The sequence below is a fragment of the Zeaxanthinibacter sp. PT1 genome (genome assembly GCF_028464225.1).
Lineage (GTDB): Bacteria > Bacteroidota > Bacteroidia > Flavobacteriales > Flavobacteriaceae > Zeaxanthinibacter.
Map to the genome: position 1 here is coordinate 973,462 of NZ_JAQPCN010000001.1, position 17,416 is coordinate 990,877.

Annotated in this window: 29 protein-coding genes and 2 tRNA genes; all 31 read right to left on the minus strand. The window is 43.4% G+C overall.

From position 1 onward, the window contains the following. Positions 1-13 precede the first annotated feature (13 nt). Positions 14-286: a hypothetical protein gene (locus PP178_RS04105; protein WP_272593039.1), complete on the minus strand. Its 273-nt coding sequence runs from the start codon at positions 284-286 to the stop codon at positions 14-16. A gap of 22 nt (positions 287-308) precedes the next feature. Then, positions 309-926 carry a hypothetical protein gene (locus PP178_RS04110; protein WP_272593040.1) on the minus strand — a complete coding sequence of 206 codons (618 nt, stop codon included), beginning with the start codon at positions 924-926 and terminating at the stop codon, positions 309-311. Continuing rightward, positions 926-1,960 carry a CHC2 zinc finger domain-containing protein gene (locus PP178_RS04115; RefSeq protein ID WP_272593041.1) on the minus strand — a complete coding sequence of 345 codons (1,035 nt, stop codon included), beginning with the start codon at positions 1,958-1,960 and terminating at the stop codon, positions 926-928. Before PP178_RS04115 ends, PP178_RS04110 begins: the two co-directional genes overlap by 1 nt. A gap of 49 nt (positions 1,961-2,009) precedes the next feature. Continuing rightward, positions 2,010-2,612 (minus strand): hypothetical protein, encoded by a 603-nt coding sequence (locus tag PP178_RS04120; protein ID WP_272593042.1) that lies wholly within the window; start codon positions 2,610-2,612, stop codon positions 2,010-2,012. A gap of 112 nt (positions 2,613-2,724) precedes the next feature. Next, positions 2,725-3,414, minus strand: a complete 690-nt coding sequence (locus PP178_RS04125; RefSeq protein ID WP_272593043.1) for an AAA family ATPase — start codon at positions 3,412-3,414, stop codon at positions 2,725-2,727. A gap of 17 nt (positions 3,415-3,431) precedes the next feature. Beyond that, positions 3,432-4,529, minus strand: a complete 1,098-nt coding sequence (locus PP178_RS04130) for a DnaB-like helicase C-terminal domain-containing protein (RefSeq protein WP_272593044.1) — start codon at positions 4,527-4,529, stop codon at positions 3,432-3,434. Then, positions 4,495-5,061 (minus strand): hypothetical protein, encoded by a 567-nt coding sequence (locus PP178_RS04135; RefSeq protein ID WP_272593045.1) that lies wholly within the window; start codon positions 5,059-5,061, stop codon positions 4,495-4,497. The genes PP178_RS04130 and PP178_RS04135 overlap by 35 nt, the downstream gene beginning before the upstream one ends. Continuing rightward, a complete protein-coding gene (locus PP178_RS04140) occupies positions 5,058-6,281 on the minus strand; it encodes a DEAD/DEAH box helicase (RefSeq protein WP_272593046.1) in 1,224 nt (407 codons plus the stop codon). Before PP178_RS04140 ends, PP178_RS04135 begins: the two co-directional genes overlap by 4 nt. A gap of 51 nt (positions 6,282-6,332) precedes the next feature. After that, the gene (locus PP178_RS04145) at positions 6,333-6,686 is read right to left on the minus strand and encodes a hypothetical protein (RefSeq protein WP_272593047.1); all 354 of its coding nucleotides are present in this window, start codon (positions 6,684-6,686) and stop codon (positions 6,333-6,335) included. Then, on the minus strand, positions 6,674-8,590 hold the full coding sequence (locus PP178_RS04150) for a DNA polymerase (protein ID WP_272593048.1): 1,917 nt from the start codon (positions 8,588-8,590) through the stop codon (positions 6,674-6,676). Before PP178_RS04150 ends, PP178_RS04145 begins: the two co-directional genes overlap by 13 nt. A 17-nt stretch (positions 8,591-8,607) precedes the next feature. Further along, the gene (locus tag PP178_RS04155; RefSeq protein ID WP_272593049.1) at positions 8,608-8,889 is read right to left on the minus strand and encodes a hypothetical protein; all 282 of its coding nucleotides are present in this window, start codon (positions 8,887-8,889) and stop codon (positions 8,608-8,610) included. Positions 8,890-8,948: 59 nt separating this feature from the next. Further along, complete coding sequence (locus tag PP178_RS04160) at positions 8,949-9,524, minus strand: hypothetical protein (protein WP_272593050.1); 576 nt, start codon at positions 9,522-9,524, stop codon at positions 8,949-8,951. A 197-nt stretch (positions 9,525-9,721) separates the two neighbouring features. Continuing rightward, complete coding sequence (locus PP178_RS04165) at positions 9,722-9,967, minus strand: hypothetical protein (protein ID WP_272593051.1); 246 nt, start codon at positions 9,965-9,967, stop codon at positions 9,722-9,724. An 83-nt stretch (positions 9,968-10,050) separates the two neighbouring features. Next, positions 10,051-10,401, minus strand: a complete 351-nt coding sequence (locus tag PP178_RS04170) for a hypothetical protein (RefSeq protein WP_272593052.1) — start codon at positions 10,399-10,401, stop codon at positions 10,051-10,053. A 26-nt stretch (positions 10,402-10,427) separates the two neighbouring features. Beyond that, complete coding sequence (locus PP178_RS04175) at positions 10,428-10,670, minus strand: hypothetical protein (protein ID WP_272593053.1); 243 nt, start codon at positions 10,668-10,670, stop codon at positions 10,428-10,430. 41 nt (positions 10,671-10,711) lie between these two features. Next, positions 10,712-10,993, minus strand: coding sequence for a hypothetical protein (locus PP178_RS04180; protein WP_272593054.1), 282 nt, complete (start codon positions 10,991-10,993; stop codon positions 10,712-10,714). Positions 10,994-11,021: 28 nt separating this feature from the next. Beyond that, the gene (locus PP178_RS04185) at positions 11,022-11,225 is read right to left on the minus strand and encodes a hypothetical protein (RefSeq protein ID WP_272593055.1); all 204 of its coding nucleotides are present in this window, start codon (positions 11,223-11,225) and stop codon (positions 11,022-11,024) included. 182 nt (positions 11,226-11,407) lie between these two features. Further along, on the minus strand, positions 11,408-11,581 hold the full coding sequence (locus tag PP178_RS04190) for a hypothetical protein (RefSeq protein WP_272593056.1): 174 nt from the start codon (positions 11,579-11,581) through the stop codon (positions 11,408-11,410). Between the two features lie 111 nt (positions 11,582-11,692). After that, complete coding sequence (locus PP178_RS04195; protein ID WP_272593057.1) at positions 11,693-12,028, minus strand: hypothetical protein; 336 nt, start codon at positions 12,026-12,028, stop codon at positions 11,693-11,695. A 10-nt stretch (positions 12,029-12,038) separates the two neighbouring features. Then, positions 12,039-12,311: a hypothetical protein gene (locus PP178_RS04200; protein WP_272593058.1), complete on the minus strand. Its 273-nt coding sequence runs from the start codon at positions 12,309-12,311 to the stop codon at positions 12,039-12,041. Next, positions 12,311-12,481 (minus strand): hypothetical protein, encoded by a 171-nt coding sequence (locus PP178_RS04205; protein ID WP_272593059.1) that lies wholly within the window; start codon positions 12,479-12,481, stop codon positions 12,311-12,313. The genes PP178_RS04200 and PP178_RS04205 overlap by 1 nt, the downstream gene beginning before the upstream one ends. Positions 12,482-12,858: 377 nt before the next feature. Beyond that, a tRNA-OTHER gene (locus tag PP178_RS04210) sits at positions 12,859-12,930 on the minus strand. 137 nt (positions 12,931-13,067) lie between these two features. Further along, positions 13,068-13,140: transfer RNA gene (locus PP178_RS04215), tRNA-OTHER, on the minus strand. A 476-nt stretch (positions 13,141-13,616) separates the two neighbouring features. Further along, complete coding sequence (locus tag PP178_RS04220) at positions 13,617-14,054, minus strand: hypothetical protein (RefSeq protein ID WP_272593060.1); 438 nt, start codon at positions 14,052-14,054, stop codon at positions 13,617-13,619. A gap of 115 nt (positions 14,055-14,169) precedes the next feature. Then, positions 14,170-14,700: a hypothetical protein gene (locus tag PP178_RS04225; protein WP_272593061.1), complete on the minus strand. Its 531-nt coding sequence runs from the start codon at positions 14,698-14,700 to the stop codon at positions 14,170-14,172. A 74-nt stretch (positions 14,701-14,774) separates the two neighbouring features. Continuing rightward, positions 14,775-15,266: a hypothetical protein gene (locus PP178_RS04230; RefSeq protein ID WP_272593062.1), complete on the minus strand. Its 492-nt coding sequence runs from the start codon at positions 15,264-15,266 to the stop codon at positions 14,775-14,777. Beyond that, the gene (locus PP178_RS04235) at positions 15,263-15,433 is read right to left on the minus strand and encodes a hypothetical protein (protein ID WP_272593063.1); all 171 of its coding nucleotides are present in this window, start codon (positions 15,431-15,433) and stop codon (positions 15,263-15,265) included. Before PP178_RS04235 ends, PP178_RS04230 begins: the two co-directional genes overlap by 4 nt. Positions 15,434-15,780: 347 nt before the next feature. After that, positions 15,781-16,023 carry a hypothetical protein gene (locus PP178_RS04240; protein ID WP_272593064.1) on the minus strand — a complete coding sequence of 81 codons (243 nt, stop codon included), beginning with the start codon at positions 16,021-16,023 and terminating at the stop codon, positions 15,781-15,783. A gap of 239 nt (positions 16,024-16,262) precedes the next feature. Beyond that, positions 16,263-16,565, minus strand: coding sequence for a hypothetical protein (locus PP178_RS04245; protein WP_272593065.1), 303 nt, complete (start codon positions 16,563-16,565; stop codon positions 16,263-16,265). A gap of 123 nt (positions 16,566-16,688) precedes the next feature. Further along, a complete protein-coding gene (locus tag PP178_RS04250; protein WP_272593066.1) occupies positions 16,689-16,871 on the minus strand; it encodes a hypothetical protein in 183 nt (60 codons plus the stop codon). Positions 16,872-16,881: 10 nt separating this feature from the next. Continuing rightward, the gene (locus PP178_RS04255) at positions 16,882-17,094 is read right to left on the minus strand and encodes a hypothetical protein (RefSeq protein WP_272593067.1); all 213 of its coding nucleotides are present in this window, start codon (positions 17,092-17,094) and stop codon (positions 16,882-16,884) included. Between the last annotated feature and the right edge of the window lie 322 nt (positions 17,095-17,416).

The following is a 17,416-nucleotide window of genomic DNA, read 5'->3' on the forward strand; positions in this document are numbered from 1 at the left end:
CTTTTTTTAATTATTAGATATGCTCATCCTTGATGACCCATTTCATGATATCATCATCTGGTTCTTTCTCTACTACTTCTTGCTTACCTACCAGAGCGTAAGTGCGACCGCACTCTCTGCATTGAAGATCCTCTTCCTGCTCAACCAGGTAATCGTCCATACAGTTGGGACAAATAAGGTTGGTGCTCTCGGGTGTATATTGTGTGGGGGTAAATACAGGCATGTGCTGTACGGGCATGCCGGACTCATAGAGTTGCCGCATGTACTCTTCTTTCATTCTTGACATAATGTGTGGTGATTTTAAGTAATTACCAATCCTCAGGGGCTACTCCTTCCCAGTATGGGTTGGATATAATCTCCTGGCGATTGTCTTTGTAAATTTTAAATACGAACTTCCGCTGTTCCTCTGAAGCTACAGGGACAAACTCTGGTGCAGCACATTTGGTGATGTACTGGATGTTATCCTCCGGTATGATTCCAGCCTCTGTGAGGGCATCCTGGAAACATTTGTTGTAGATCCATAGGTTGTCCAGGTCCCAGTTACCGATACCGATCTCCGCATGGAGTTCCATATCAATCTGGATTGGAAAATCTTGGATGGGTTTTACCTCCTTCAGGTACTTGAGAAAGTTCTTTTTGATTGCAAGCACTATCTTAGCTCTCATGTGATGTGGCATCCCGGAGTAAATCTCCTGTCCGTTGATCTTCTTGTACCTTGGGGTACCTACAGATCTTGGGTTGGCTATTGCCGGAGTTCCTGTTTTGGGATGTACCAGGATACCCTTTTTGTTGAAGACGTATTTCTCGTACTTCTTAGGTATCTTCTTCTTGGAGCCTTTCTTATAGTGTGTAGCCCTCCGCTTCTCGGAGAGTTTGACCTGTGTGATATACAGGGGGATCGTAATTAATTCAAGTATGGGTCTCATTACCAGTAGGGGATATCTTTTCTTATTTCATTTTCTTCTTCAATTAGGGTTTCAATGTGATTAGTAACTAACTCGACTATTTCACGGGTTTTTTCTTTCCCGTTCTTCTCGAAGTATTCGCTGATATCTTTGGCTTTCTCCTCAGGGTGAAGCATCAGTACCTTTATTCCGTATGTCCTTTTGAGATAGTTTGCCATTTTAATACCTGCATAATCATAATCATACAGGGAATGGATATGCTCAAAACGCTTCTGCATCGCCTCAATAAAGCCCTCTGGTGGATAGCAGCTCTCCGAAGGGAGTGCTACTGAGGGGACATCAAAGAGATCCAGAACCATTACATCCTTTAAGGATTTGGTAAGTACCAGGTGCTTTCCCGTTTTGGGAAGTTGACGGTAGCCTTGAACCCGTTGGGTATTGTGAATAAAGCGCATGGCGCCTTTACCATATCGGGTGGGGAAGTAGAGTTTGTATTCTCCCTTCCCCAAACGATAGGCATAGCATGGATCATTATCCGAATGGTTGTATAGAATGGAACCGTTTAACCACGCCACTTGTACGGGATAGACGTTGAACTTATCCAGCTCTTTACGTCTAATACCAAAGCGATCATACCAGTACCCCTTGTCGACCTTACGCCATTTGCGACGCTTGATCTGGATGGTAGCTTGCTCTTCACAAGCCCTCTTCTCATCCTGGAGATGTGTGTACTCGACCTTTGGTACTTTAGCATTACCGACACCATTGATATCAAAGTCCTTTGCGATCTTCTCCAGTGCTTCATAATAGTTACACTGGTGGCGATGCATGACAATGTGAAAACAATTCCCACTTACCGTGCCCCCGAAGTCTGTGAAGATGAGTTTACCCTCCCGGTACGTCATAGAACAGGATGGATCCTGGTCTTTACGGAAGGGAGATCTAAACTTCTTCCTGAGTTTGATCGGTAGCCCTAAATAGTGCTCCATGATCTGCTCCTGGGAAAGGTGTTTGAGAACGTAATCCTCTGTTATATCTGGTGTAATGTTGTACATAGGCGAAAAGTAAAGGGGCTAACTTGTAGCCCCTTATTCAATTCAATTCTTAAAATTCTTCGTCTAAGTCATCATCTCCGGCGAAGTTGTCATCCGCATCATACTGAGCTTCAGTATCAGGCTGAGCAGCAACTACTCGGTCGTACTTGGTGATTGCAAGACGGTCGCTCTCTTCCATGTTCTGGATAAATGGAGAGAATGTCTTGGTAGGCAGAGTAGTGTAGTCCTTCTTGTTGTAGACAAGCTTGATACGGAACTTCTGATCCTGGTACATGTTACCGGCAAGGGCAACCACCTTGTCACAGTACTCTCCCCAACCGTTGGCTGAAAGGATTACCTGATCCTCTGGCATGAATGCAGAGAGGATGTGTTTGATACGAGCAGCAAGCTCCTCAAATTTCTGAGCTAAAAACTCCTCAGGCTTATCAGTCCAACCTTTTGCAGCCTGGATAGTTTTCTCTGGGTCGATCTCAAACTCCGTGTGGTTGAATGTGGCACCGTCTTCAGCTTCAAAGTAGAAACGAAGTACCGTGCTCCCGGTATTGTCCTTCTTCGAGTTCTCCTTTACGATGTTAACGATCTTGATGTTCTGGTGGATTCCAGGGTTTAAATACTTCTCTGTTGCTCCGGTTTCTTGTGTGATGTTGTACATAATTGTAATTCTAAGGTTTATTAATATTTAAAAGATTATTCTGTTTAGGTGATGGCAAATATAACATTTCTGCTTTTATACAGAAGAATATTTTGCAGTCAAGACAAATTTTTTAGTCGATATAGATCTGGTCCCAATCAAAGGGCATCACTTTACCAACCAAATGTTCCTGTCGTGTTCCGGCTTCGAGTTCATCGTCCGCCCTGAAAGACACTTTAAGGATCGAGGTTCCATCTTCCTGGCGCTCCCGGAACATATAGCCAATAGCATCGCTATCTGCCATGATAAGGTTCTTGAGCTTGCCTGAGAGGTCTAAGGACTGTACTGATACAGATGCATCAGCCTCTTCATTGATGATGGTCTTCTTCCGGTGTCCGATCAGGATTAAGTGCGGAGTCACGCTTTTAAGGCGTCGGATCCAGGTCATTGTCTTTAGCCTGGTCTCATTGTACCCTGCGCCATAAGGCATACCAATTAGGTTGGTGACACCATTGGCTTTACAGATGCCTCTCTCAATCCAGTCCACCAGGTTGTCCAGGGTATCTACGGCAATGTACTTGTACTGAAAAGAATTGGTTTTCTTCTCCTCCAAAAGTGCCTTGAAGACTTCTCCGAACTCCTTCAGGTTGTTAGCCTGGACTTTCATGGCGCTTACCATGTCGGTACCTGCCTCGGTATCTATAATCAGACAGCCGTCTAACTTAGAGAGTACCGTGGTTTTACCGACCTTGGATTGACCGAAGAGGGTTAATAATTTAGGGTTGCTGCGACTTGACGGCACCCTTTCTTTGGGTAATTCCATACGTAGTATTTAAAGGATTATTTAATAAGTGCTTGTTTTTCAAGGAGTAATACCCTTTGGAGATCCTCATTCGATATCGCATCGAAAATCTCCTGGCGAATGTCCTTATCCTTGGGTCGCTGTACGAACATCCCATATTTGAGGAAGTTGTACATCAGGATGAACCCTTGCTGTCCATTACGCTGCTTGAGTGCATGGAGTGCAATAAGGTGCTTGGTAGGAATATTATTCTTACCGTAGTATTCCAGGTTAAGGAGTGCCGGTTGGTGTACCACCAGTACCACATCAGATGCATGGTATAATTGCTTACTTCCATGGATATCTGTCTTGGTAGGGTAGTGCATTGCCGGGTTGGTAGGATCCCTTCTTCGCTCGCCTTCTATCTTATCATTGAGCTGTCCCAGGATAATGCCTAGGAGTCCATACTCCTTCTTGAGTTGTATGAACATCTTGCCCAATTCTGCCAGGGTTTCAATCTCATTCTCACCCTTTTCATTGAGGACAAGCAGGGAGTGGTCCATCGTGACAACGATCTTATGATCCTTGTACTTGTCTGAGGCGGCAACGTTCTTGATGGTTGCCTCTATCTGCAACCTGGTACCTGGATTCTCGAAATAGAGAATAGGTTCCTCGCCAATGGCGTTGCAGTAGCTCTCAATTAACTTGTAATCCTCCTTATTGAGAGGATCATCCGATGACATGAGTTTTCGAAATGGTATCTTAGTGTTCGCTGAGATCCTTCGCATAAACTCTACCTCACTACTCATCTCAAAACCGAAGTGTAAGATGATGAATTTGAAATCCGGATTATTCAGACGCTGGTCCATGAAATCACGGATTAGCGTATTGAGAAGATAAGATTTACCGTGTCCGGAAGCTCCAGCTAGTAGCACCAGCTGACCGAAGTGAAATCCGCCCAGGAGCATCCTGTTTAGGCTGGTGTAGCGTGTGCGTAGTACCTTGTGTTTTCCCGCCAGGGAATCTGTCAGGTGCTTCTTCACACCCTCTATGGTACTTGTGGTGTTCTTCGCCTTTAGAGCAATCGAAGAGAAGGTCTTTTTCCCTTTGGGTATTTCTGCCTTAATTAAATTGGTATTCGGAAGGTAGTTCTCCATTTTCTGCGCTTTCTTTCATTTCTTGATGTAACTGCTCCCATCCTCTGGATTCAAAGAACTTGATGATACCGGTATTGAGGTATCCCCTGAACTTTGCCCAATCAATAGCAAGTATGATGCTGTTGTGAAGTGGGACATTTGATTTAATTAAATTGATGTAGCGCTCCTCTAGCTCCTCCATGTTACACCCTTTGGTAGGCATCTTTTTGGAGTGGATGAACAAAAAGTTAGGGTATGCCTCCCAGAACTCTCTAAACATTAGAGAAGGATCCTTGGAGAAGATCAGCTCTTTGAACTGGTCTGTCACCTCGAATGCATCCGCACTGAACTTCTTGTTGTCTTTATTGGTATTGATCAAAAATCCACGGTCTACCAACTCCAGGATTTCACGCTTGGAGAAAGGTTCGCCTTCTTCTACCGTGCGGTAGAGTAGTGCGTATTCGCGATATAGGATCAGCCAAATGAAATAAAACTGGTCTCTTGTAAGGTTATGGCGCAGTAGAAACTCCCCATACCTTTTGATGTCTATCATATAGCTGCTTTTAATTGTTGTACTTGATTTTTAATTTCGTCGATACTATCGACCCAGACCACATTTTCGGCTTTTCCTTGCCTGCTGCGTAGCCACTTCTCATCTTGGGTATTCTTGATGTATAAGTTTACGATCAGTCCTAGTTTTCCTTCGGAGTATCGTATTGCCCTTCCGGTGCGTTGCAGATCCTGTCTTCCAGAACTTGTCCCGCTACAGATCAGCGCCATCTCAATACCATTGACATCAAACCCCTCGTCTAAGGACATTGCGGTATGGATCACCCGTACCTTGGTCCTACCATCTTTGAATTTTGCCATCGACTCACGTCGCTCTTTGGCTTTCATCTCGGAGTGGTATGTCACAGAGATCTTGGGGATCTCCTCCATAATGCGGTCACAAAATGTGGTGGACTGCGCGAAGGTTATCGTTGGTACCTGGAAAGTCTCAATCAGCTTCACAGCTGCCTCGACCTTTGAGTTGGCATAATACAAGAACTTCTTTCGCGCTTGCATATTGCGATTAAAGTTCAAGGCAAAGATGAAACACTCCCGGTCTTCCCATCCCATCCGTTCTGCATAGAGCTTACGAAAGGATGCATCACTTAAACAACGCATGGCGGTGTCAAAGTCATGGCTGAAGAAAGCGAAGTACTTATGGAACAGATCTCCGATCCTCTTGTACTCCTTCCTGTCCTTCTCGTCCATCTCTAATCCCAGGTTAAATACCCGGAAATCGGAGACGTAGCCATTTGCCAGGGCTTCTTTCATATCCACCTTGTCAATAACCGGTGCCCTACTGTTAATGATCACGTGCCTGTTATCAGCACGCTCCAGGGTTGCAGTAAGACCAAGGATGAATTTGTACCGGATGCATTTAAATACATTCTGGTAGCTTTTGGCAGCGTAGTTATGTACTTCATCACATACCAGTAGATCCGTCTGCCATTGCTTCTTGATCACGGTATTGACTACTTCTACGGTTACATTTATGAGCTTCATTTCCTTGATCTTACCCTTCCACTGTTTCTTCAGGGCTTGGGTAGGAACAATCACTAGGGCAGACCTGTCTGGTCTTCTCTCGTTCATGTCCTGGATGATAAGGAGTGCTACAAATGTTTTACCAAAACCAGTGACTGCCTCTAGCGTACCTTTGGCACGATTAGACTTCCATTTCTCAATGATTCCCTGCTGTCTTTTAAGCTTTACCTTATCAATCTTCATAGTTACTCAGGGGTTACGGTTTGAGGATCTATGACTTCCCAGGTGATGATATCACCTTTGTTGTTTTTGGTGTGCTCGTTGGATGCAGGCTCTTTCGAGGGGTCCAAGGGTCGATCTTTCGATATTGGGGATGCTTTGTTCATTTTCTTCTATTTTAAGGTTCATAATGGAGTCGATACGTGTTTCAGTAAAGAGTGGAGAACCAATATGGTTGGCAATATGGGCTTCCATACTTTTGATCTCCGCTCTGATTCTGATTTCTTCTTCTAGGGTTAATTTTTCACTATCAACTTTGTTTTGAGCTAAGAGGCTTTTTAACCTGTCTACATAGTTCTGCAGGTAATTCTTTCTTACTGCTGTTCTTTGGGATTTGGTCATTGCCTCTTGGTTCTCTACTTTTTCCATGCGCGGGATACTTCTGTTTCGGCTTTTAGTAAGCCATTAGTAATTATGGTTTTGGCTGCGTCTTCCATCAGTTCCGTAAGCTTATCTCGCCAAGTATCCGCGTAATCAACATGCGCAATGGTATCAACCTGATCATGGACCGTCATCACTAATTTGACTGGTACCTGATCACGTTTGATATACTTGCGTATCTTGACTAGGGCTAACTTGACCATATCCGCGCTACTTCCTTGGATGGGGGTGTTTTTACTCGCCCGCTCTATCTGTCCCGAAATGCTGGAATCCTCACCGATGTATTTATGCTTAGGGAAATACCTCTTCCTCTTAAAGGGAGGCATTGTCATAATATATCCATGACGTTTACCATAATCTCCAAACTTCTGGAGCGTAGCTCGTATGCTGGGGAACGTTTTAAAGTAAGTCTCAATAAGCTCCCTGGCTTCCGGCACCGATATCCCTAGCGTGTCCGAAAGCGCGTACTCTGACATTCCATAAGCTAATCCGAAGTTGATCGACTTGACACCAGATCGAAGCGTTTTATGTCCAGGACATTCACACTTCTTATTCTCGTATCCGCCATCCTCTCCTAACTTGTAGAAAGCACAGTCAGGTTCTGCTGCATTCTCCCACTTCTTCCCAAACACCAGGGCAGCACATACAGAATGTAAATCCTTCCCTTGTTCGAGTGCTGCAATCCACACCGGATCCTTTGCCAGGGTAGCAATCACACATAGCTCTTGAGAGCTGTAATCGCTACTGACAAATACCCAGTCTGGGTCACTACACACGAAACAGTTCCGGAAGGAATTATCCGCAGGTATCTGTTGCATGTTTGGTTTAGAATTACTGACACGACCTGTTGTCAGTACTTGGGAGAAATGCGTATGAATCTTACCATCTGATTTCAGTTTGTCTAGCATGGATGGACCATACGAATCGTACAGTTTCTTCAGCTTCTTGTACTTCATGAATGCACGAATCAGTGGAGGACGATGCTCCAAGGTACCCAGTACATCCTTTGACAAGCTGGTAAGCTCACCGTGGTAGATCTTGTTGAAGATCTCCAGGACAGGCTTACGTGAATTCCAATCAATGTTAACGTATGAAATCTGGTCGTCTGGTATCCACAGGTCTAGCTGCTTATCCGGATCCTGGAACTCTTTAAAGAATGGATCCGTCTCGATGATAGTATTCATCTCGGTTTCACATGTCTTTAAATCTTCCAGGGTCTGGTCTGCACGCTTGAGCCAAAGCTCTTTGTCGACCTCGATACCATTAAATTCAATATCAGCGAATGCCAGGCATGCTGCGAACTCAAGAGATGCTGTATAGGTCAGATCTTTCTCTTTGAGCATCGGAATCATGACCTCACATAATCTGAGGGGTATGATGAGATCCTTCGCACCGTAGATGATTTGTTCTTCGGTGAATGGACCTCGATGTTTCAAGAATGATTTTTGAGCAGATTTGCTGATCCACTCATTGAGGTATCTGGGGGCTAATTCATCCATACCGGACGGCATCTCCTTACCCCCATTGATAACCTTATCGGCAAGCATGGTGTCAAACACCTTATCCAATTCTATCCCTGATGCCTGCTTGATAAATTTATAATCGAACTTAGCGTTCTGTAATACTTTAGTGATATCTGTATCTTCAAGGTACATCCTGAAGCTGTCAATCTTGTGGTACCTGGTGTCTACGATAAATTGATTATCCAGGTCACCGATTTGAAACATAACCATCTTATCATCTATGAAGTCCAGCCCGGTAGTTTCAGTATCTACTGCGATTCTCGAGGGCTGATGTTCAAATAAATAGGAGTGAATGAACTCTATGGAGTCGATATATTGATACTCGTTAGATGGAATGGCGTTTCGCTCTGGGGTTAGTACATAGATCATAGTGGTGATGTATTTAATTAATCAGCGAGTAAGGCATATTTGGTGGCACCTGTATCCAGTAGGGATTGAAACTCATAATCTCGGGTCTCAGCCTCCTGGAGTAATTCCTCGCGCTTTTGCTTGAAAATATTAAAGTTATGTTCGGCAGTATCACGTTGTTCCTGCCAGTGTACTATCCTGTTTTCGGTGTAGTACAGTGCTTTTTGTATGTGATCGTCCTCCATCTCCTCAATGGGCATGTAGGTGTTCTTTGAACACTTCCACTTCCCTTTGGAGTGTGTATATTTATTTTTAGGCATTGTCTTCTTGTTTAACAGAAAAGCACCCCCGAGAGGGTGCTTTATCAGTTATTCATATATTAAAATTCATCTTCCAGCTCGTCAGCGTCATCGCTAACTACTGAAAATGCTCCTGCGGCTACAGCCTCTTCTACTTCTTCTTTCTCTTCCTCTTTCTCAGCTTCCTGCTTCACTTCTTCCTTCTCCGGAGTAGTGTTTACAGATTTAGCCAGGATAGACTCCAGAGACTCCACAAGTGTGTGCCCTGAGGCTTCCAGTGCCTTGGCAACTGCAACATCGAAGTCTTCGTCAGTAGCATTTGCTTCAACAAAAACCGTAGCCTTTGTGGCGGTGATGGTGTCCCCATTGCTGGATTTGAAGGTGTAAGGTGCTACAGTCCTTCTTTGGATGCTTCCCTTTACTTTGGTGCCTGCTACAGCATTCCATAGGTAATCAGGTGCATCGTCCAGGTAAGACTGCTCGTAAGCGGTGATGGTCGTTTTGATTGGTCTAGCCAGTGCATAGCCTATCTCCCCGGTAATGGGGTCAACTACTTCCTCAAAGGAAGGTGACTCAATTCTCAATCGCTTGTAATTGCGACCGTTTTTGTCTTGTTTGACATCTGAAACGGCGATAATGGTAACAAAATTTGACATAATAAGTGGTGAATTAGAAAATAATAGTTAAACAATTTGTTTTTTATTGAACAAATGACTAAACAACATTTTCTTTCACATAAAATAGTCTATTAAAGTGTTTTATCGAATTGAGTTAACAAATATATCGATTAAAGACACATAATACAGAATAAAATATTGCAAAAGGGTATGCTATTTAGTCAAATGCATGATAATTAGTCGTTTGCCTCCTGTGGAGTATTTTCGACGATGAACTTCTCGATCTGGTCGATCATTTGAGGTTCATTGAAGTTAAATGCCTGACGTACTTGACGTCTAAGCTGTTGCGCGAATGGTACGCTGTCTTTGATGAGTCCCATGATCTTTCGATATCTAGGGTCCTCATCGGTGAAAAGCATGAATTTCCCGTTGAAAACATCGGCTTGGTGGTTTGCATCTAAGTGCTCTAAAGAGTTTTCCATTTTCAAATTGGATTATTAATTAATAAATAAGCCCCTGGTGGTGACAGGGGCTGTGTTGGTAATCAAGCAGTTATATGGTAGACCTATATGTATAGTGTCTCGTTTTTGTATAGTTCGGATTCCCGACCTTTCAACTCATCAATGTACTCCTTGTTGGCTTGTGAAATAGCCAGGGTGAGTGAGTTTACCAGTTCTTGATAAGCATAGCGAGAAAAATCGTACATAACAGGTTTTCCGGACCTACCTCTGTAGTACCTGGGAATAGAATGTTCCACAAATCTCTGTACATCCGCCATTACCTGGCGATCCATGAGTAGTTCAACTGTAGAGGGTTCTTCCCGGTTGCTAATTTTCATCAGTAAATAGCCGACTGTTACAGCTAGTACTGCGATGATGGCAAGGAGAATGAGTGTGAAATCAGGTAAATTTTGCATGATAAAGTATAAATTAAGGATTAGTATTAATTAGCTTCTACGGTTTCTGGGGTATCTGAGGGTACCAACTTCTCGATGAAGAATCTGTCTTTGACATAATCTCCGGTTGCTACCAATTTCCTGATGTGCTGGCGTGCAGCTCTACAGGTACTGTGTACGTCAACGGTTCCCGAGAATCCTGTCTTGGGGTTGAATACGTACTTTAGAATGAACACAGTGTTCTCTACACTGGCTGGATCTGTGATTACTCGTAATGCTTCTTTTGTCATTTGTGGTGATAATTAAGTAAGCCCGAAGGCAGGGTTAATGTTTAGTAAATATCAATTTCAGTTGCATCGCATTCGTCCCAAGGGTCAAGTGGATCTAGGTCCTTCTTAACCTGTTTGGGGAGGTTCATGTGTGCATCTTTTAGCCACTCGATGTTCCCTGAGTCATAAGGTTCGACTATAAATGCTCCGTGGGTATCCTCATGGGAGATGGAATAACCGTACTTCTTGCAAAGCCTATCGATGTCGTTTAAGAATCTCTTTAATTTGTTAGGCGTCTCTACAAAATCGTTAGTAGACTCGTCCCAGGTTTGATTGTCTGTCATATCTCTCTGTTTATGCGTTATCTAAATACTACAACTCTTTAGTCATTACCCATTTTAATTCTGGATAATCCGTTTCAAAGTGAGCTATTGCAGTTTCTCTATCTTCTGCACTTACTTTAATCTCGAAGTATTTTTTACCGTGTCCACCGCAGAATAACCAAGTACGTTTTAATTCTTCTTTATTCTTCCCTTTTTTAGGTGGATTAAAACCTCCATGATGTGAATGTGCCATATTTCTCTGTTTATGCGTTATCTAGGGTAGTTGTTGCGTCTGGTACAAAAATCCATTCATCATGGAAGTCCTGCTTGTCGTAATTCCAAAAATTATACAAGTAACCGCTTTCAACTCTCATCTTTCTGAAAGAGAGCTCTCCGTCTTTATTAGCAATCTCATATAGTTTCATAATCTATTCTTTAGGAGGTTCTTTTATTAAAGTTTTTCCGTTTATCTTTTCTGCGCTTTAATTCAGCTACAACATGGGGTACTATCTCTGCTCCAAATTTCTTACGAATATTGTTGAGCCACTTATCACTCATTCCATGAAGTGGAAGTGTTCTGCCTTTGTGGTCTGTCCATGTTTCGTCCATTTCTATTCTTTAGGTGGTTCTACTTCAATTCTAAAAGGCTCACCGCATTTACTACAAGTCGCGCCTAAGTCAAAGCCTTCAGTGGGCTTGCAACAGTCTTTTGGTAATCTATCACTTGTCTTTATCCAGTTCATCACTATTTAGTATTTGGTTTAAGTTATACCACTGCTTCCACATCTTTTCTTTTTCTATATAGTCAGGGTCTTCGGGGTAATATTTACCTGTCCCACTCCTCGGGTCATATAAACTAGGATATTCTGGCTCCATTTCTTTTACCAACTCCCTCAACGCTTCTATGCGGGGGTCTTGCTTCATCTTTTCTTTATGGTAGTATTCTGCATATTCTTTAGCTACTATAACACAAACATTATGCACCATTCCCCTCTGAGGGTAACCGGCTCTTCCTTTCATCCAGTCACTCGGACTTAGTATTTCATGTTCTTTCATAATCTACTCTTTAGATGGTTCTTTTTTCCATTACAAATTGCTTGAACTGTTTGAATAAGCCATGTGCTCCAACTTGAGCTGCATTACGGGAGTCTGCTGTAAAGTCCCCCTTGTATCGAGAGTTCAGCTTCTCATATCGAATACCATTAGCTTTAAGAAATGGCATCAGTACCGCATTACGCTTCCCTTTAGTGTTATACCCTTCATTTCTTAGCCAATTAAGGATATCAACACTATACTTTAAATGCTGACGCACATTTAAATTCTCATGCTTTAATTTCATTATAGCTGATCAAATTGTGGGTCCAGTGGAATATTCTCTATTCGTCCTTGCTCCTCTTCCATGCGCAGGACAGCCTTGTCGTACGCTCGTTTGAGCTTTCCTACGGTGATGACCTCGTGGTCACCGTATTCTTTGTTGATGATCTCCATCAGGTAAGCTAGTTCTCTCATATTGTGGTGATTTTTAGATAAACCGCACTTTGACCTGGTGTGCGGTGTTGACCAGTGATGTGTTGGGGAGATTTCGCTCTCCCCAGGCGGAATTATGCAGCCAGTCTTACCGGTGCATTATTCATTTGGATAACTTTGCCAGTTATCGGTTATAATTGCCTATTCTACTTCACATTTGCACCAGTCAAAACCAGTCAGCCCCTAAAGTATGGCGAGTCAATACACAGGCAGTTCCTCTCTACCGTAACCTATTAGATTACCGTGGGTGGCGTTCCCAATGCGTCTTTTGTTGTGTATTGACTAATGTGGAGCTGGAGGGAGTCGAACCCTCGTCCTAGATGCAGATCCATAGACCTTGCAGCAATTATGCTAATTAGTTGCGATGATGGGATTCGAACCCATAGCTCTGGATAATGCTACCAGCGTGTTGCCAATTACACCACATCGCGCCCCAGGGTGATCTGCCCCAGCGCATGTTTTACGTCCAGTGTGTGAATCCCATCACAATGGGCACTGGACGACAGAGCCGTGATCAAAAGATTTCCAAGTAACGTCTGTACTTTCTTTTGAGGAACGGTTGATTTTGTGACAACGCCTGGAATCGAACCAGGAAATGTTAGGCATAAGCCCTCAGCGTTTACCAATTCCGCCACGTTGTCAAAATCCCACACTAAGCAGTGGGCAGCTGAACTTTGCCATTGATTACCCTGGTAGTGTCGCGTGTCTTGCGAATCACCCAGCTATTTAGCTTCTAGTAATGTTTATTTAGGTTTATAATGTCTTTTAGGTTTGCATTCATATAGATCTCATGCGTACTGTCACATACTATCCGTACTGTGCCATCGGCATTAATACTTTGAATATCAAATGTATCTCCAAGGTTAGGATGTCTTGGATCCTGCCACACCTCTCTGAGACTATCAGATATACCTACAGGCGTACCTGTAAGCATGTAATCAAGTGCTTTCATTACTGTCATGATCTGTTCTTTTTTCTGGCTCTCCGGGCTATTCTGCCTTTCCTCCTTCTATGTTTCCGTTGCTTCTCTCTGCCCTCATTGGTTCGGTTACCTAATACTGGGTACAAGTAACGTTTCCTACTGTAGGTCGTACTTATCATGCTAGTTCTCATGGGATTACTTCTGGAATTTACAGAAGCAATCCATACCCAGCTTGCTTAGTTTACCGGGAGCTACACCAAAATAGAATGGTGTGAAGCCTACTTGAAAGTCAGAGTACCCAGGGTTTTTCACCTCAAATGCAATGTTGCCTTGTGTATCGATTACCTGGAGTCTTACGACCATGTACCTGCCCTCTGGCAGTGTGATGATCCCTGATCGTACTCCACCGCTGATTTGTTCAGCATACGTGGTCACGAATTGGTTGCCCTCTTCGTTCTTCAGCTCCATGATCATGATCTCCGGCACCTTATTAGCACAGGCTGCCCTGGTAGTTTCATCCAGGTTCTCGTCCCAAATGTTATAGGCGAGCTGGATCTGTACATCTCCATATACTTCCTCTTTCGAGCAAGACAATAGGAGTGTAGCCACTATTAATAGTAGTATTGTTCTCATTTGATTAAAATTTAGTAGTTAGTTATAGGGACCAGGGGATAAGCATGATTGCATATTTTCAACACGATTAATAAAAATGATTATAAAAGTTTGAATGCCCTCCCCTGGCTCTGCCCTAGTTGTAATCGGGATTATACCCGCCCTCATGATACATCTCAAGGATATCAAACTCTTCCTCCTTCATAAAAGGCTGAAAGTCTGATGTCTCTAAGGATGCCATGTTAGTTCTCTCATCAAATTTCCATCTGGACTTCCAGGCATTGATTACACCAATGGCTGACTTAGGATTGATGTACACGCCATGATCTCTTGACATCTCTGCCCCTTCGAGCAGTCTGTCTCGCTCTACATGAGAGTTGATACCATACACTTCGCATCCCATCACATCATTTAGAGAGTGTCGGTTATCATGGAAGATCCAGTAAGGATCTAATCCGCGATAATGGATCTGGAACTTCTCATCCTTGTGTTCATGCAGGAAATGCATTAGCACGATCTGTGTATCTGGGTTGTTACACTCGTGTCCTGAACCCAGGTCCACGTCCTCCATATCCTCCTGATAATAATGTGGAAGAAAGAGCTTGTCATCTACCTGGTAGTCACAGTACTCGACGAACCGCTTCAGGATATCACTAGGAATGTCCACAAAGGACATCCCAGTGATATATGCCTCATCACTGTGCTCATAGAGCCATGTGATGTTGTCTATCTGTACACTTCTCACTGCTCTAGGGATTCTTGCCAGGTTCTATAAGCTTCACCGACGACGCTCTCAAAGGCATCTATCTCTGCCTTATCAGCGTACGATTTATCTATCATCTCATGAATCTCTTTCGGAACAACATCCCCTATACAATCGGCAATGCAGGACTGGTTCAAAGCTAAGTTCTCCTGCATTTCTTCGTATATATTTCTAGCGTCGATGTAATCAGCGTACTCCTTGGTGACCAGGCAAAGCTCCTTGGCTCTTCTCCAGGTCTCCTGGTAGATCTCTCTACGATACATGTGCTCAAAGTCTCCGGAATAATAGGAGCCTGGTTCGTTGTCATCTACTACAGCAGCAGATGGACGACCATCATTATCCAGGTGGATGCCAAGATCATAGGCTCTGTTATTACTATCCCTCCATGGTCCCAGATATATGCAGTAATCCCACATCCAATCTCTGGCTTGTGGAAAATTCAGTGGTGCGTTAGCTAATAAATTGCTCATGATTTCTTTAATTTGATTTCTGGATTGAGTAATACAATGATCAGGAACATCAGTGTCATCATAATGGTGACAATGTTCATTGGTGCTGCCATCCAGCACACTACTGTTACCAGGAAACCCAATGAGGTGAGTACCCGGAAGTATAGCACGTAATATGGATCCTTCATGGTAGTTGTGTTAATAGGTTAGTCTTGTTGTACTGGATCTCTCTTGGTCTGTCATTTGTAGCGAAGATCATGGCTACAAACCCCACTATAAATAGCAGGGCTATGATGATTGCTTGTGCCTTCTTCATGCTTCCTTGGAATTAGAACAGTTAGGTAGAATGAGTAGGAATACAATGAAGCAGGATCCAAAGAACTGCGTTGCAATGCTTGGTGCTCCAGTCTCAAGTGATCCCAGAACAAGTAGTGCAAAGACTACTACGTATATTAGACATAGTTTAAATGCTGTCATGGTTGTGGTGATTTAAAGTAAAGTGTTATTGTAGGTTAACACTTGAGACCTGTGATGGTTAGTTTATAGGTTTAGGAGCATCGAGTTGCTCTGTTGCTTCTAGGTACTCGTCCTCCATGTTATCTATGAAGTTTCTAACAGCCCCTATTGCTAGTTCTACCGCTTCACTGCGATGGTCGTATGTTTCCCAACCTTCAGCATTAGGCATCTGTAATAGGGTAGCAAGGTGATCCTTGTGGAGCATGATATTCTCTTTCATGCTGGATAGGTATTGTTCTTTTGCTTCTGTTAAGTGGTCCATAATTGTCAATTAATAGGGTTTAAATAATAGGATTTGTATAGCCCATATCTGGGGATAGGGTGACACTAGGTCTATATGTATTGTAATGGTACTGTTATGTATGAAGGGGGAAATAGGGTAATAGATAGCAGCGGAGTGCTGCATAACGCTCAATCACGCTCATCTAATCCCTGTGATGCACTGCGATGCACCAGATTACACAATATGGGGAGCACCCCACTAGGGGGCACTCCACATTACTACTGTTTCACGGTTAACGTGTACATCGGCTTGGTAGGGTCTGGTGTCTTACCATCCTCCTTACTCATGAAGGCTTGGACACGCTCCCCAAGCTCCTCATCCCAGATGTACAGCTCCGACACCTCGAGGTTATCAGGCACCTCAAAGGTATCCTTAGCCTCTGGCTCACGTCCTAGTACCTCCCTGATAGGGTCGATAGGGATGACAACTAGCTTAGCCTGGTCGTTAGTCCACTTGGACTCTTTAACACCACACCATGCTGATTTACCTGACGTTGACGGTTTGTAGAAAGTAACTTGCATAATCGTAAAGGATTTAAGTAGGCTTCACGCACCCGACCACCGGGGCATTCATCGCCAACTTTAAGCGGGGGAGACCGGCACTAGCAGGTAACCATTTACACATCCTTTACCTAAATTTTTTTCCTAGGAAATTTTTTCTACCTGCCAAGAGTATAGTTCGTAGATCTTACCGGTCTCTACACTCCTCACCCAGATACAGAGGTCGTCCTTTGGAAGTCCAGGATCATGTTCCTCTGCGATGAAAGGCACCTCTTCAGAGTAAGAGGATTTGTAATTATCAGTATTGATTACTCGATACTTGGTCATGATTTCGAATTTACAACTTAGAATTTTTTTCCTGGGAAATTTTTTTGACCTCTTCCTTCATAGCCTGGTCAAATCCCTCTGTAGCTCTACTACCCATCACAATGGTCATGTTCTCGTCCTGGTATCGAAGCAGCCCTTCTCCATAAGGTTCAATGGAGGGACCTTCTCCCAGGGCATCCTTGATGATCTTCTTCAGATCCTTCTCATTAAAGCCGTATTTCATAATGTGTGGTGTTATACCACCAAAGCCCTCACACTGGGGGACCAGGGAGGGCAATAGTGTAATTCTTCCGCTATGTCAAAGAACTCTATGTGAAAGATTCTTTCGCACAAGGCAAAGATATACAGAAAATCTATATACGCAATATTATTCTGTTTTAAGCTATGGGGCGCTATGCCCCAAGTTCGCAAGTCCGTTAGGTTATAGGGTGTTTTTTGTAAAGGGTATTGGTAATGAGGAAGTTACGTAAATTGAAGGTGACGTGACGTAACCTTGAAGGTGATGTGAGGTCACCTAACTCTGCCTGGAAACAGAATATAACGTT

Coding starts and splice junctions, on each gene's coding strand:
- PP178_RS04125 (WP_272593043.1), bottom strand. CDS start 3,414: ATGGAATTACCCAAAGAAAGGGTGCCGTCAAGTCGCAGCAACCCTAAA.
- PP178_RS04240 (WP_272593064.1), bottom strand. CDS start 16,023: ATGGACCACTTAACAGAAGCAAAAGAACAATACCTATCCAGCATGAAA.
- PP178_RS04245 (WP_272593065.1), bottom strand. CDS start 16,565: ATGCAAGTTACTTTCTACAAACCGTCAACGTCAGGTAAATCAGCATGG.
- PP178_RS04105 (WP_272593039.1), bottom strand. CDS start 286: ATGTCAAGAATGAAAGAAGAGTACATGCGGCAACTCTATGAGTCCGGC.
- PP178_RS04220 (WP_272593060.1), bottom strand. CDS start 14,054: ATGAGAACAATACTACTATTAATAGTGGCTACACTCCTATTGTCTTGC.
- PP178_RS04165 (WP_272593051.1), bottom strand. CDS start 9,967: ATGGAAAACTCTTTAGAGCACTTAGATGCAAACCACCAAGCCGATGTT.
- PP178_RS04235 (WP_272593063.1), bottom strand. CDS start 15,433: ATGAAGGATCCATATTACGTGCTATACTTCCGGGTACTCACCTCATTG.
- PP178_RS04120 (WP_272593042.1), bottom strand. CDS start 2,612: ATGTACAACATCACACAAGAAACCGGAGCAACAGAGAAGTATTTAAAC.
- PP178_RS04255 (WP_272593067.1), bottom strand. CDS start 17,094: ATGAAATACGGCTTTAATGAGAAGGATCTGAAGAAGATCATCAAGGAT.
- PP178_RS04205 (WP_272593059.1), bottom strand. CDS start 12,481: ATGAGAGAACTAGCTTACCTGATGGAGATCATCAACAAAGAATACGGT.
- PP178_RS04135 (WP_272593045.1), bottom strand. CDS start 5,061: ATGATAGACATCAAAAGGTATGGGGAGTTTCTACTGCGCCATAACCTT.
- PP178_RS04180 (WP_272593054.1), bottom strand. CDS start 10,993: ATGACAGACAATCAAACCTGGGACGAGTCTACTAACGATTTTGTAGAG.
- PP178_RS04130 (WP_272593044.1), bottom strand. CDS start 4,529: ATGGAGAACTACCTTCCGAATACCAATTTAATTAAGGCAGAAATACCC.
- PP178_RS04150 (WP_272593048.1), bottom strand. CDS start 8,590: ATGATCTATGTACTAACCCCAGAGCGAAACGCCATTCCATCTAACGAG.
- PP178_RS04195 (WP_272593057.1), bottom strand. CDS start 12,028: ATGAAAGAACATGAAATACTAAGTCCGAGTGACTGGATGAAAGGAAGA.
- PP178_RS04145 (WP_272593047.1), bottom strand. CDS start 6,686: ATGGAAAAAGTAGAGAACCAAGAGGCAATGACCAAATCCCAAAGAACA.
- PP178_RS04170 (WP_272593052.1), bottom strand. CDS start 10,401: ATGCAAAATTTACCTGATTTCACACTCATTCTCCTTGCCATCATCGCA.
- PP178_RS04250 (WP_272593066.1), bottom strand. CDS start 16,871: ATGACCAAGTATCGAGTAATCAATACTGATAATTACAAATCCTCTTAC.
- PP178_RS04115 (WP_272593041.1), bottom strand. CDS start 1,960: ATGTACAACATTACACCAGATATAACAGAGGATTACGTTCTCAAACAC.
- PP178_RS04160 (WP_272593050.1), bottom strand. CDS start 9,524: ATGTCAAATTTTGTTACCATTATCGCCGTTTCAGATGTCAAACAAGAC.
- PP178_RS04155 (WP_272593049.1), bottom strand. CDS start 8,889: ATGCCTAAAAATAAATATACACACTCCAAAGGGAAGTGGAAGTGTTCA.
- PP178_RS04200 (WP_272593058.1), bottom strand. CDS start 12,311: ATGAAATTAAAGCATGAGAATTTAAATGTGCGTCAGCATTTAAAGTAT.
- PP178_RS04185 (WP_272593055.1), bottom strand. CDS start 11,225: ATGGCACATTCACATCATGGAGGTTTTAATCCACCTAAAAAAGGGAAG.
- PP178_RS04190 (WP_272593056.1), bottom strand. CDS start 11,581: ATGGACGAAACATGGACAGACCACAAAGGCAGAACACTTCCACTTCAT.
- PP178_RS04175 (WP_272593053.1), bottom strand. CDS start 10,670: ATGACAAAAGAAGCATTACGAGTAATCACAGATCCAGCCAGTGTAGAG.
- PP178_RS04140 (WP_272593046.1), bottom strand. CDS start 6,281: ATGAAGATTGATAAGGTAAAGCTTAAAAGACAGCAGGGAATCATTGAG.
- PP178_RS04110 (WP_272593040.1), bottom strand. CDS start 926: ATGAGACCCATACTTGAATTAATTACGATCCCCCTGTATATCACACAG.
- PP178_RS04230 (WP_272593062.1), bottom strand. CDS start 15,266: ATGAGCAATTTATTAGCTAACGCACCACTGAATTTTCCACAAGCCAGA.